The sequence below is a fragment of the Bradyrhizobium sp. 149 genome (assembly GCF_023073915.1).
Lineage (GTDB): Bacteria > Pseudomonadota > Alphaproteobacteria > Rhizobiales > Xanthobacteraceae > Bradyrhizobium.
The window spans coordinates 690166-702476 of the sequence record NZ_JADPKK010000023.1 but is presented as its reverse complement, the minus strand read 5'-3'; the positions used below and the strand labels follow the sequence as shown (position 1 = coordinate 702476).

The window sequence follows — 12311 nt, the reverse complement described above, 5'->3', positions numbered from 1 at the left end:
GCGTCGGCCGCCTATATCGTCCGTGGGGACGCTTCTACGACTACGGATTTTCTGATGGCGCGGGCGCCGGTCATGGCGGCGGGCGGTATTGTGCTGCGGCGTGGTGCGCCGCCGCTGATTGCCGTCGTGCGCCAGCGCAAGCGCAACGAATGGGTTTTGCCCAAGGGCAAGCTCGACGACGGCGAGACGCCGAAGCAGGCCGCGCATCGCGAGGTGCTGGAAGAGACCGGCCACGACGTCGCCATCCATGAGTTTTTGGGCACGCTCGTCTATCAGTCCGGTGGCCGCTCCAAGGTCGTGCATTTCTGGCGCATGGAGGCCGAGGGCGGTCCCGTCCGCAAGCTGATGAGCGACATCAAGGCGGTCGACTGGCTGACGCTGGAAGACGCGCTCGCGCGCCTGTCGCGAGAGTACGAGCGCGTGTTCCTTGTGCAAGTCGGCCCGATCGCGCTGGCGGCGGCGGGATGGGCATCGTCGCCAGATCCGGAGCCGACGCCGGCGTTGGCCGCAGACGACGTCGATGCAGCACTGCAGACGGTGACACCGGCCGAAGTCGCTTCTGTTGATGAGCCGCGACACGGTCTGTTGCAGAAGGTGCGGACTTGGCTGCGCGGCGAGGCGTGAGTTTGCCCGTCCTGCGGGTAAGAGAATGTCCGCGAGTTACGATGGCGAGATAGCACCAAGCTCTCTCCAAGTCGTCATTGCGAGCGTAGCGAAGCAATCCAGAATCTTTCCGCGGAGGGACTCTGGATTGCTTCGCTGCGCTCGCAATGACGAAGAGGAGGAGGCTGATCGCGATCGACGTCAATCCTCAGGGTGAGGGGCGGCACAATCACCGCCGCTCTTTCTTCTCCTTTGGAACTGGCACTTGCCTTCGCAGGGCTGCGGGACGCTGCGCGGCGGGGAGGCGCTGCTGGAATCCGCCCGGGCGCTGGATGCCTGGCTGTTGAGCGGCGGGCGGCTGCCCCGGCTGCATGCCGGTGTGCGGCAGTTGCGGCTGCTGCTGCGTCCCGCCCGGCTGCGGCAGCACGACTCCGCCGGGCTGCGTCGGAAGCTGTCCACCGCGCTGCGGCTGGATTTGCGGCGTGCCGTCAGGCTGCGCGCCGTGCCCTGTACGCGGCGTAGCTGCCGGACGTCCCGCACGTTGCTTCTGGCCTTGTTGTTGCTGACCTTGACCCGCGCGCGGTGTGCCCGGCTGCACGGCGCCCCCTTGACCCTGTCCTTGACCCTGTCCGTGGCCCTGCCGCTGCGGCGGTTGAGCACCTTGCCGGCCTGGCGCGCCGGGCTGCTGCTGGCCTGGACGGTTGTTCTGACCGGGCTGGCCATTCGGCCGCTGCGGCTGTTGTCCGGGCGCCGTGTTCGGCCGCAATTGCTGCTGTTGCGGCGGCTGCAGCGGCCGCGGGATGCGCGGGCTGGCGGTCGGATTGGCGCGGCGGAAGTCGCGCTGCTCGGTGACGATCTGCCGGCCCGTGGTCTGCGCCAGATGGACCTGGCTGACGAAGCCACGGTCGCGCGCGATCTGCTGTGGCGCGATCGTGATCGGCACCGCGGCAAAGCGCATGACGCCAGCAGCGGCTGCGCCCGGCCGGATCGCAAAACCGCTCGATCCTTGCGTCAGCGCGCCGAGCCGCGTCCCGCTCGTGCGGTCATCGACGTCGATGTGTCCGACCCGGCCGTCGGCGTCGGGATAGAGCTTGATGTTGACGTTGTTGGTGCTGTTCGCAGCGGCGCCTTCCGGCACGTCGACGACGCCCGTGGTGCCGCGGATGCCGAGCGTCGCGGTCGGCGTCGTGATCTTCATGTTGCCGGTCTTTGCCACCGCCGCCGCGACGAAGGCGACCGTGCCCTTGCCGATGTCGAACACACCTGCGTTCTGCTTGCCGCCGTCCTCATAGACGTAAGTGTCGATGGTGACTTTTGCGCTGGCGGAGAGATTGAACGTGGTCGCGTCATTGAAGGTGATGCCGAGCGAGGAGTTCGAGGAGGTCTGCACGACGTCGTTGAGATAGATATCGTCGCGCACCCGCAGCGGATAGGAATTCCTGTCGCGGATCACGGTCGCGATGCCTGTCACCGTCGCGACGTTGCCGATCGGCTCGACGGCAGCGGGCTGTGCCTCCGTCGCAGGAGCGGGTGTCGCCGATGGCGTCGGAGAGGGGGCGGGCGCCGGCTGCGCTTGTGGCTGCGCCTGCGCGAGCTCGATCGCGTCGGATGCAAAAGCCACGCTCACGTCGGCCGGCGGCAACGCCAGCAGCACAAGCGCGAACGTGAAGCGGCGCCAGGCCACGATAAAATTCAAGAGGAGGTCCCGGTGAGAAACGCGAGGCGAGATCGACCGATATCAGCCTGATGCAGCTGAACGGCGGATGAATGTCTATCGCACGGGAGCGGTGAACGTTCAAATGCAACTCTTTCCCCTCATGGTGAGGAGCGCGCTCTTGCGCGCGTCTCGAACCATGCAGGCCCGGCTCTCGATCCGGGGCCTCGCCCTTCGAGACGCCTGCTTCGCAGGCTCCTCAGGGTGAGGGGGCAAAGTGGAGTTGTCGCGCGAGATCCCGGGCCGATGCTTTGCATCGCCCGGGATGACGAGAGTATGGGACGACGGTGGTGCGTCAGCTCACGCGCTTCCAGGTCTGGCCGCCGCAGAACATGCCGCCGAAGGCGCAGCCCTGCACGCGCATCGCATTCGGGCCCTTCATCGCGATCGTCGAGTCGTAATTGCGGCCGGAGTCGGGATCGTGGATGCGGCCGCTCCACTTCGCGCCCTCGGGCTTCATGTTGATCAGGATGCGCTCGTTGGTCTTCGCGGCATAGCCGCACAGATTGGCGCCGCACTGTTCGACGCGAACATTGCCCTTGTTCTCTTCGGTGGCCCAGACGCCGATCGGCGTGTTGGCGGCCGGCGCAGGCGCGGCGGCGACCGGAGCAACCGTGGCCGGTGCGGGCGCGGCAACGGGAGCAGGAGCTGCAACGGGCGCAGTCTGCGCCGCGTTGTCGTAGCTGGCGGCGGGAGCAGCGGCAATCGTCGTGGTCGGCGCGGCCGGGGCAGCAACTGAAGGCGCGGTCGCCTGCACCGGGGCCTGCTGCACCGGCTGCTGCTGCACCGGAGCCTGCGCGGGCTGCGTGTTCGTGGCCGGAGCGGGGGTGGTGTCGACGTCATCATCCTTGGAGCCGAGGCCCTTGAGGTTGATGTTGTTGAGCTTGATCGGCTTGTCCGACAGGCCCGGCGCGACGATGGTCACGCAGTTGAGCGAGGCGCAGTTGCGCGGCGTCTCGATGCGGATGTGCTGGCCTTCGATCTGGAACGAGACCGCATTGCCGGCATGCGCGGCGGCGGTCGAAGCGAGGAAAAGCGCGGTGGCGGCGATGGTGAGCTTGTTCATGACAACCTCTGAAAGATGTGTGGTCCGATATGGACTGAAGTCGCTGGTGGATGAAGTGTGGTGCGACCCTACGCCGGGCTGGCCGGGCGTTCTGTGATAGACGTCACAACGGCTCCCCTGTGCTGGGTGAGGCAGCGCACATTCAATCCCGATTCCATCTGCGTAACGTCGTCGCGACACAGCGGGAGGCGCTGATGATGCGGCTTGTAACTGCGCTTGGCACATTGATCGCGCTGATGGCGATTTCGCCCGCAGCCGAGGCCGGCTCCTACGTCTTCTCGATCGGTGGTCATCGGTTCCAGGTCGAGTCGCCCAGGAATTGCCGATCGCCTTCCTGTGTTTCGGTTTCCTCCAATCGCAGCTTTCGGCCGGACGTCGATACGACACCGGTCCCGCCTGCGCCGCCGCCGGTGGCTGCGCCGTCGCAGCCGGTCTATCCCGTGGCTCCGGTCAGGCCGGCGCAAGCCATTGTGGTCGCGCCTGCATCGGCGCCGACGCGTCCTGTCGTTGCATCAACGACGTCGCAGCCCGTTGTCCTGCCGCAGGCGCCAAGCTCCAGTCCGCCGAGGGTTGAGCTACCGCGGACGGATCCGCCGAAGACCGTCGCGCTCGATCCGCCGCGCATGGAGGCGCCGGTTGTCGCGCCGAGGCCCGAGATCAATCAGACCAGGACGATCGCGCAGCGCGGCGACGACGAGCCGGCCTATTTGCCGCTCGGCGAGTGGGAGAGCGCGGGCGCCAAGGGCACGGTTCGCATCGAACGCTGCGGCCCTGCACTGTGCGGTTACGCGCTGACCGAGGCGTCGAGTAGGGGTGAGAGCGTGCTCGTCAACATGAAGCCAAAAACGCATGACGTCTGGACCGGCAATATCTACAGCCGCTCCAGCGGCAGCACCTACTATGCGACAATGACGCTGCGGAGTTCTGGCATGCTTCACGTCGAAGCCTGCGCATTGGGCCACTTCTGGTGTTCCGGTAACGACTGGACGCGAGCCGAAGAGCGGCCGGAGAAACTGATCACGACCTCGCGGCAGGGGAATGCACGGTCGTAGCGTAGCGCAGGCGCGCGCGTTGAGGAGTCGCTAGATCATGCCGAGCACGATGGCGCCGACGAAGGCCATGGCGAGGTAGGCGGTGATAACGCTCAGTCTGCCGGCGAACGTCATGAGATCGCTCCAGCTGTTCGCGCCACTTTGCGCGAGAGCATGGTTAACAGAAAGTCTCTTTTCGAAAAAGTAAGCCTTGCTGTCGCTCATCGCGCCAGGGTTCGGCCGTGCGCTGGCCGGCATGGTTAAAGAAGGCTGAAATCAACACGTTGAAGAGTCTTTAAGTAAATTCACCGAACGTGCGTGCATGACGCGCGGAGTTCGTTTGTATCTCGTCGGCTCCATCGTCCTTGTTTCGCTAGCGGGTTGCGGACGCGGCTTCTTCCAGGCCGAACGTGAACCGTGGCGGGCCGAGGCCGAAGCCGCGTGCCTGAAATCGGGCGCGGTGAAAGAGGGGCCGGATCTCGTCCGCATCGACCCGATCTCCGGGCCGGGCATGTGCGGCGCCGAGTTTCCGCTCAAGGTCGCCGCCATCGGCGAAGCCTCGAGCAGCTACGGCTTTGCCGATGAGGAACTGCGCCCGCCCGGGAGCATCGGCAACCAGCCGCGCTGGCCGGTGACGCAGCCGCGATCGAATTACCCGCAGAGCCAGAACACTCCGGCATCCTCCTATCCGCAACGGTCGAACTATCCCGAGAGCGCGGTGCGCCAGCCCTCCGGGTACGGCGCGCCGTCCGGCCCGGTGTCGCTGAACGCGCCCGGCGTGGCGCCGCAGGAAGACGAGATCGATCTGCCGCCCGAGGGTATCGATGCCGCGGGCGCGTCGCGCTATATGAATGCGCCGAGCTATCCGGCGCGGCCGGCGCCTTACTCGCAGGCGCCCGCGCAGCAACCGCCGCCGCGGCTTGGTCCGGCGCAGGGCAATCCCGTCACCGCCGTCGGCCCTGTTGCGATCAAGCCGGTTGCGACACTGGCCTGTCCGATCGTCTCCGAACTCGACCGCTGGCTCGCCGACACCGTGCAGCCCTCGGCGATGCGCTGGTTCGGCACCCGCGTCGCGGAGATCAAGCAGATCTCCGCCTATTCGTGCCGCGGCATGAACGGCAATTCGCATGCCCACATCTCCGAGCACGCCTTCGGCAATGCGCTCGACATCGCCGCCTTCGTGCTCGCCGACGGCCGCCGCGTCACCGTGAAGGATGGCTGGCGCGGCATGCCGGAAGAGCAGGGATTTTTGCGTGACGTGCAGTCGGGCGCGTGCGTGCATTTCACCACGGTGCTGGCGCCGGGCTCGAACGTCTATCATTACGATCACATCCACGTCGATCTGATGCGCCGCGCCAGCCGTCGCCTGATCTGCCAGCCCGCCGCTGTCTCCGGCGAGGAGGTCGCAGGGCGGGCGGGCCGGCGCAATCCTTATGCGAATGCGCGCGATCCCTCCGTGACCGGCTCGCTCGGTACGCGCAAGAGCACCGCGCACAAGCGCGAAGAAGACGAGTACGCGGACGACTAGAAGTTCCGGCCTCGCGCTGAGCCCTGCGTGTTCAGCCGGCGCGCCGCGTCTTCGGCAGAGCGCATCTCGGGCGCAAAAATTTGCGCATTCGCGATTCTTTTCTAAGTCATTGAAATCAAAACGATAACTGTGAGGCTGCGGGCTTTTCCGGCAGTTGGCACGGTCGCTGCACTGAGGAGGCTGCCACGAAGCGGCGCTGCCGGCGCCGTGAGCCAGCGGAATCCGTCATGCAGATGCCTGTCACCCCTCCTTATTCCGAACTCGAACAGCGCGTGCTGTCGCATATCACCGAGGAGCGCTGGCTTGAACTCGCATCCGAACTGATCCGCACCGGGCAGCCCCGTTCCGGCAATCCGCTGGATCCCGATTTGCCGCCTGCCGAGGAAGAGGCGATCTCGATGCTGGTCGCGGGCAAGCTCGAAGCGCTCGGCATGGAGGTCACCAAGCACAGCGCGCAGCCGCACCGGCCGAACGTGCTCGGCGTGCTCAAGGGACGGGATGGCGCGCCCTCGCTCATTCTCAACGATCACCTCGACACCTATCCGGTCGTCGAACCCGAGAAATGGCACATGACGGATTTCGATCCGTTCAAGGCGACGCGCCACGGCGATCTGCTCTATGCGCGCGGCACGTCCGACACGCGCGGAAACCTCGCTGCATCGCTGCTCGCAGTGCAGGCCCTGATCGAAGCGGGTGTGAAGTTCGATGGCACCTTGATGTGCTGCTACACCGTCGATGAGGAGCGGAACGGCACCGAGGGCTCCATCTACATGCTGAACAAGGTCGGCCTTACCGCCGACTACGAGATCACCGCCGAGCCGACCGCCTGGGGTGATGTCAACAAGGACTGGGGCATGAACCTGTCGGTGGCCAATTCCGGCCACTGCCTGATCGAGCTCACCGTTCACGGGATCAAGTCGCACATCTGGCGTCCCGACATCAGCGTCAACGCCATCATGGAAGCGGCAAAGCTGTTGCCGAAGTTGAAGGACATGACGTTCACGCATGTGCCCAGCAAGTTCATGGGACATACGCCGCCCTGCTGCGCCGTCGTGCGCATCCGGGCCGGCCTGCCTGGCGAGATGCAGTTCTCGCCGGATGCCTGCACCATCACGCTCGCCGTGGTCGGCATCGTGCCCGGCATGACGCTGTCGAGCGTGATTTCGGATATCGAGCGTCTCGGACGGGACACTTTCGCGGGCGTGAACGACGTCAAAATGGAGGTGCGCCAGGTGCCCGGCTCGCTGTTCGTCAACGCGACCGAACCGGTGCCGGTCGAGGAGGAGCCCTGCCGCTCCTTGCGCGGGGTTTACCGGCGTCTGATGGGCCGCGAGCCAGGGGTCAACCGCAAGAACGCCTTCAACGACACGATCCGTTTCCGCGAAGCCGGCATCAATGCGGTGACGTTCGGTCCCGGAGAAGATGGCTGGGCCGTCGATAACGAGAACATCTCGATCACGAAGTCGGTGATGGCGACGCGGATCTACGCGCTGACCATCATGCAGATCCTGGGAGTGCGGGCATGAGCGTGGAGGCGAGCCCCATGGCCATTCCGGTCTCGGCGGATCGCACGCGACGCGGCAGCTTGCGGCTGCGGCTTCCGAAAGTCTCACGATCGGTGCTGCTCTCGACGCTGACCGTCGCCGTGCTGCTCGCGGGCTGGGCCATCGTCACGGAGAGGGGCTGGGCTAACGAGCTGTTCCTGCCGAAGCCGCAGGCGGTCTGGGCCGCCTTCGTCAAGACCATGACGAAGGGGTACCAGGGCGCGACCCTGCTTCAGCATCTCGGCGCAAGCCTCTATCGTATCCTCACGGCCTTCACCCTGGCCTGCCTGATCGGCATCCCGCTCGGCGTCCTGATGGGCGTGTCGCGCAACGCACGCGCGCTGCTCAATCCGTTGATCGAGTTCTACCGGCCGCTGCCGCCGCTCGGCCTTTATACGCTGCTGGTGATGTGGCTCGGCATCGGCGAGAGCTCGAAGTTGTCGCTGCTGTTTCTTGCCGGTTTGCCGGGCATCGTCATCTCGACGATCCAGGCTGTCACCAGCGTGGACCCCGTCTATGTGCGCGCCGCACAGTCGCTCGGTGCGACCCGGCGCCACCTGCTCTTCCACGTCTATTTGCCGGCGGCGGGACCGCTGATTCTCGCCGGCATGCGCATCTCGCTCGGATTTACCTATACCGTTCTCGTCGCCGCCGAAATCGTCGCGGCATCCGCCGGCATCGGCTGGATGATCTGGGACGCCGCAAAATTCCTGCTGTCCGATGTCGTGATCATGGGGCTGATCGTGCTGGGTCTCACTGGCGTCGTGCTCGACCTCATGATGCGCGCGATCGCGAAACTGTTGATGCCGTGGGCCTGAATCCAATTTTGATCGAGGGGAGATCGACATGACAAAGAGACTGATTGCAACGCTCGCGTTTGCCACGTTGGCGCTCACGGCCGCAGTACGCGCCGAGGACAAGCCCGCGAAGGTGACCGTCGGCTATCTGAATCTCGTGAACGCACAGCTGGTCACCAAGCATCTTGGCCTGCTCGCCAAGGAGATGCCGGGCGTCGACATCAAATACGTCAAGATCGGCGGCGGCGGCGACATGCTGCGCGCGATTGCAGGCAACGACGTCGACTTCGGCGGCCTCGGCAACCCGCCGACCGCGATCGGCGCGACGCGCGCCCTGCCGATCAAGGGCATCCTGGTGATCAACATGCTCGACTACGTCGAGTCGATGGTGGTGCGCGCCGACAAGAACATCACCTCGCTGAGGGATCTCAAGGGCAAGACAGTGGCGGCACCGTTCGGCTCCACGACACACTATCTCCTGCTCCAGGCGCTCAAGGACGAGGGTGTCGATCCCGCCTCGATGAAGATTTTGGACCTCGCGCCGTCGGACATCGCGGCGGCCTGGCTTCGCGGCGACATCGACGCGGCCTGGTTGTGGGAGCCAAATCTCGGCAAGGCCGTGAAGAACGGCGGCAAGATCCTCGTCACCTCGGGGGAGATGGCCAAGCGCGGCTACCCGACCTGGGACATCGGCGTTGTCATGAACGCGTTCGCGGAGAAGTATCCGTCCTACGTCGACAGGTTCATCAAGGCCGAATGCGAAGGCATCGAATTCTGGCTGAAGAACCCGGAGAAGACCGCGGAGATCATCGCGGAGGAGCTCTCGCTGCCCATCGAGGACGCAGAGCGCATGATGAAGGGGACCGGGATGATCCCCTGCAGCCAGCAGCTCACGGAGGAGTATCTCGGCACATCCGCGAAAAAGGGCAAGTTCGTCGACACGCTGGTCGCGACCGCCGACTTCCTGGTGAAGCAGGAGCGCCTGCCGAAGCTGCTGCCGCGCGCCGACTTCGAAGCCTTCATCCAGCCCGCCTATCTGGAGAAGGCGACCGGCCGCTAAGGTCGGGACGCGCCGCGTTGCAATCTGAGCGGAGACCTCCTAGCCTTCGAGCCGTCACTCGAAGGGAGACCGAACGTGGAGCGCAGCAATGCGCATGAGGTGGCCGATCCAGCTGAGCCGCGCGCCGGACTGCCACGGCCGGGGACCGGACGTTATGTGCTGAAGGCGTTGGACAAGCCCGATCTGGACCTGGTGATGCGAACCGGCAGGCTCGCGACCTACCAGAACCGCGAATATCTGCTGCGGGAGGGCGAGCCCGCGAACGGTGTCCACATCATCCTGAACGGGATCGTCGAAAGCACCCATGCCGGCACGCAGGGGCGCGAGCTGATGCTGTCGACCTGGGAGGCAGGTGACTTCGTCGGCGCGCCCTATATCCTCGGCGATCACCGTCACAGCTGGTCGGCCCGCGCGCTTGGGCGGGTCGAAGCGCTGCATCTCGACCAGGATGCGGTCCGCCGGTTGATCGCGCAGTCGCCGTCGTTCGCAGTCGCGCTGATCGAGTGCCTCGGCTTCAAGGGCGAGACCTATTCGATGCTGGCGCAGACGCTGGCGGGACAGAAGGCGGCGGAACGGCTGGTGCTGCTCCTGGTCAAGCTGTGCGAGAATGCGGCCCAGGATGAGACGGGCCCGATCTCGCTCGGCCGCATCACGCAGGCCAATCTCGCGCGCATGATCGGCGCGACGCGCCAGTCGATCAGCCTGATCCTCAGCCGCCTCCAGGACGACGGCATCATCTCGACTGGCCCGACCAAGATGGTCGTCAACGATCTCGCTGCGCTCCGCAAGCAGGTGGCCGAGTAGAGAGCTTGCGCTTTCACTTCGCCCGGTACGCCGCCAGAAACATCCGCGTCGCGCTGTCGACGACTTCGCTCATGCGCTGTTCCGATGGCGGGGGGGCGGCCTGGAAGACGAAGGGTAGGAAGAGCGAGGCCTTGCACAGCTCCATGAACTGCGACGCCGCAAGGTCGCAATCGTCGATCTCGAGATCGCGGGCGGCGACACGGGCTTTGAGATAGCCGGAGAGGCGGTTGATGCTCTTGTCCAGCACCCGCGCATAGTAGCGGCGGCCCACGTCGGGCATGCGCTCGGCGATCGCCATTACGGTGCGGATCGCGGACCCGCCGCCGGGCCGGCACAGCAGGTGGATGTAGGCCTGGCCGAAATCCTTCAGCGTGGTCTCGGCATCGCGCGCGGGATCGAAATTGAACACGATTTGACCGTGCTGGAGCGCCTCCTGCTCGAGGATGGCTTCGAACAGCGCGGTTTTGTCGGCGAAGTAGACGTAAAGCGTGCCCTTGGAGACCTGCGCTGCGCGGGCGATCTCGCCCATGCTGGCGCCGTCAAACCCGAGATCCATGAACACCTTGCGGGCCCCGTCCAGGATCTGGCGGCGTTTGGAGCTGTCCTCCTCTTGGATGACGTGCAGATGTTCGCGGCCGGCTACAACCATTGGTTCAGGGTCTCGGAAAGTTTTTGGATCGGCCCAGGGCCATGAAACCGAAATAAAGGGTTCGGACCAGTAGGGTCTGACCGGGATATTATCTATATTGACCGAACCGTTCGGTCAATGGTATTTGGGATGGGCGAGAGGGAACCGGCCGCACGGCGGCCGTCCCTCATCGCGCTTTTGTGGGGAGGCCTTTATGGCCGTATTGCGAGACCAGGCTGCGCGCGTCCTTCGCGAGAACACCGTGGAGACGCCGGCGCCCGCGGGCGGTGACGCTACCATCGAGACGTCCGCAGGTCTCGCCGAGCAACTGCGCTCTCATGGGGCCGAGGAAACCAAGCGCCGCCCCAGCGAGGCGCCGGAGACGCCCGTGACCGACAAGCCGGCCGCAGCCCCAGGCGCGCCCGCCGCCGCCGGCGCGCCGAAATCCGGCAAGCGTAAATTCGTGATGATGGGAGTAGGTCTCTTGCTGGCGCTCGCGGCCGCGAGCTATGCCGGTTATTACACGCTGGTCGGCCGCTTCTACGTCGCCACCGACGATGCCTATGTCCGCGCCAACAACACCATGCTGGGCGCGCGCGTTGCCGGCCACATCTCCTCGATCCTCGCCGGCGACAACACGACGGTGCGCGCCGGCGACATCGTCTTCCGCATCGACGACGGCGACTACAAAATCGCGGTCGACGCCGCCGCGACCAGGATCGCGACCCAGCAGGCCACCATCGATCGCATCGGCCGCCAGGTCGCGGCGCTCGACAGCCAGGTCGCACAGGCCAAGGCGCAGCTCGTCTCCGCCGAAGCCGGCCTCAAGCGCGCCGACCTCGACTATGAGCGTCAGCAGGCGCTGAGCAACAAAGGCTTTGCCTCGCGCGCCACCTTCGAGAGCTCCGAAGCCGGCCGCGACCAGGGCGCCGCCGCGGTCAAGGCCGCGCACGCCGCTTACGATGTTGCGGTCAGCAATGTCGACGTCGCCAAGGCGCAGCAGGCCGAAGCGCAGGCGCAGCTCGCCGAGCTCAAAACCACGCTCGCCAAGGCCGAGCGCGATCTCGCCTTTACTGCGGTGCGCGCGCCCGTCGACGGCACATTTTCGAACCGCCTCGTCAGTGCCGGCGACTTCGTCGCGGTTGGCCAGCGGCTCGGCAACGTCGTGCCGCTCGACAACGTCTATATCGACGCCAATTTCAAGGAAACCCAGCTCAAGCGCATCCGCCCCGGCCAGCCGGTGACGATCAAGGTCGATGCCTACGGCATGCGCAAATTTTCCGGCGTCGTCGACAGCATCGCGGCGGGCTCGGGCTCGGTGTTCACGCTGCTGCCGCCTGACAACGCCACCGGCAACTTCACCAAGATCGTGCAGCGCGTGCCGGTCCGCATCCGCGTGCCGAAGTCGGTCGCGAAGCAAAACCTGCTCCGCGCCGGCATGTCGGTCTATGCGACCGTCGACACCAACAAGGGCGCCGCCGACGCCGACAGCGAGATCGATCTCGACGATCCCACCGCGGTCCATCCGCAGTAGCG

The 12311-nt window shown here is 65.6% G+C and carries 12 protein-coding genes; 8 read left to right on the top strand and 4 right to left on the bottom strand.

What is annotated here, in order from left to right; genetic code table 11:
* Positions 1-54: 54 nt before the first annotated feature.
* The gene (locus tag IVA88_RS31100; protein ID WP_247501001.1) at positions 55-624 is read left to right on the top strand and encodes an NUDIX hydrolase; all 570 of its coding nucleotides are present in this window, start codon (positions 55-57) and stop codon (positions 622-624) included.
* A gap of 208 nt (positions 625-832) precedes the next feature.
* On the opposite strand, the gene IVA88_RS31095 is transcribed toward IVA88_RS31100, so the two are convergent.
* On the bottom strand, positions 833-2290 hold the full coding sequence (locus IVA88_RS31095) for a FecR domain-containing protein (RefSeq protein WP_247501235.1): 1458 nt from the start codon (positions 2288-2290) through the stop codon (positions 833-835).
* A gap of 322 nt (positions 2291-2612) precedes the next feature.
* Complete coding sequence (locus IVA88_RS31090; RefSeq protein ID WP_247501000.1) at positions 2613-3383, bottom strand: DUF2147 domain-containing protein; 771 nt, start codon at positions 3381-3383, stop codon at positions 2613-2615.
* Positions 3384-3577: 194 nt separating this feature from the next.
* Between IVA88_RS31090 and IVA88_RS31085 the strand changes: the two genes are divergently transcribed.
* A complete protein-coding gene (locus IVA88_RS31085; RefSeq protein ID WP_247500999.1) occupies positions 3578-4435 on the top strand; it encodes a DUF2147 domain-containing protein in 858 nt (285 codons plus the stop codon).
* A 30-nt stretch (positions 4436-4465) separates the two neighbouring features.
* On the opposite strand, the gene IVA88_RS31080 is transcribed toward IVA88_RS31085, so the two are convergent.
* Entirely contained in the window at positions 4466-4639 is a 174-nt protein-coding gene (locus IVA88_RS31080; protein WP_247500998.1) for a hypothetical protein, read from the bottom strand.
* 97 nt (positions 4640-4736) lie between these two features.
* On the opposite strand from IVA88_RS31080, the gene IVA88_RS31075 reads away from it, so the two are divergent.
* The 5 genes from IVA88_RS31075 to IVA88_RS31055 all read left to right on the top strand — a co-directional run bounded on the left by IVA88_RS31075 (position 4737) and on the right by IVA88_RS31055 (position 10147).
* Positions 4737-5942, top strand: a complete 1206-nt coding sequence (locus IVA88_RS31075; protein ID WP_247500997.1) for an extensin family protein — start codon at positions 4737-4739, stop codon at positions 5940-5942.
* 227 nt (positions 5943-6169) lie between these two features.
* Positions 6170-7468, top strand: coding sequence for a M20 family metallopeptidase (locus IVA88_RS31070; protein ID WP_247500996.1), 1299 nt, complete (start codon positions 6170-6172; stop codon positions 7466-7468).
* Entirely contained in the window at positions 7465-8304 is an 840-nt protein-coding gene (locus IVA88_RS31065) for an ABC transporter permease subunit (protein ID WP_247500995.1), read from the top strand. Before IVA88_RS31070 ends, IVA88_RS31065 begins: the two co-directional genes overlap by 4 nt.
* A gap of 28 nt (positions 8305-8332) precedes the next feature.
* On the top strand, positions 8333-9343 hold the full coding sequence (locus tag IVA88_RS31060) for an ABC transporter substrate-binding protein (RefSeq protein ID WP_247500994.1): 1011 nt from the start codon (positions 8333-8335) through the stop codon (positions 9341-9343).
* 75 nt (positions 9344-9418) lie between these two features.
* Positions 9419-10147 carry a Crp/Fnr family transcriptional regulator gene (locus tag IVA88_RS31055; protein ID WP_247500993.1) on the top strand — a complete coding sequence of 243 codons (729 nt, stop codon included), beginning with the start codon at positions 9419-9421 and terminating at the stop codon, positions 10145-10147.
* A gap of 13 nt (positions 10148-10160) precedes the next feature.
* On the opposite strand, the gene IVA88_RS31050 is transcribed toward IVA88_RS31055, so the two are convergent.
* Positions 10161-10796, bottom strand: coding sequence for a TetR/AcrR family transcriptional regulator (locus IVA88_RS31050; RefSeq protein WP_247500992.1), 636 nt, complete (start codon positions 10794-10796; stop codon positions 10161-10163).
* Positions 10797-10989: 193 nt separating this feature from the next.
* On the opposite strand from IVA88_RS31050, the gene IVA88_RS31045 reads away from it, so the two are divergent.
* Positions 10990-12309, top strand: a complete 1320-nt coding sequence (locus tag IVA88_RS31045) for an HlyD family secretion protein (protein WP_247500991.1) — start codon at positions 10990-10992, stop codon at positions 12307-12309.
* The last annotated feature ends 2 nt before the right edge of the window (positions 12310-12311 follow it).

Coding starts and splice junctions, on each gene's coding strand:
- IVA88_RS31100 (WP_247501001.1), top strand. CDS start 55: ATGGCGCGGGCGCCGGTCATGGCGGCGGGCGGTATTGTGCTGCGGCGT.
- IVA88_RS31090 (WP_247501000.1), bottom strand. CDS start 3,383: ATGAACAAGCTCACCATCGCCGCCACCGCGCTTTTCCTCGCTTCGACC.
- IVA88_RS31085 (WP_247500999.1), top strand. CDS start 3,578: ATGATGCGGCTTGTAACTGCGCTTGGCACATTGATCGCGCTGATGGCG.
- IVA88_RS31080 (WP_247500998.1), bottom strand. CDS start 4,639: ATGAGCGACAGCAAGGCTTACTTTTTCGAAAAGAGACTTTCTGTTAAC.
- IVA88_RS31075 (WP_247500997.1), top strand. CDS start 4,737: ATGACGCGCGGAGTTCGTTTGTATCTCGTCGGCTCCATCGTCCTTGTT.
- IVA88_RS31070 (WP_247500996.1), top strand. CDS start 6,170: ATGCAGATGCCTGTCACCCCTCCTTATTCCGAACTCGAACAGCGCGTG.
- IVA88_RS31065 (WP_247500995.1), top strand. CDS start 7,465: ATGAGCGTGGAGGCGAGCCCCATGGCCATTCCGGTCTCGGCGGATCGC.
- IVA88_RS31060 (WP_247500994.1), top strand. CDS start 8,333: ATGACAAAGAGACTGATTGCAACGCTCGCGTTTGCCACGTTGGCGCTC.
- IVA88_RS31050 (WP_247500992.1), bottom strand. CDS start 10,796: ATGGTTGTAGCCGGCCGCGAACATCTGCACGTCATCCAAGAGGAGGAC.
- IVA88_RS31045 (WP_247500991.1), top strand. CDS start 10,990: ATGGCCGTATTGCGAGACCAGGCTGCGCGCGTCCTTCGCGAGAACACC.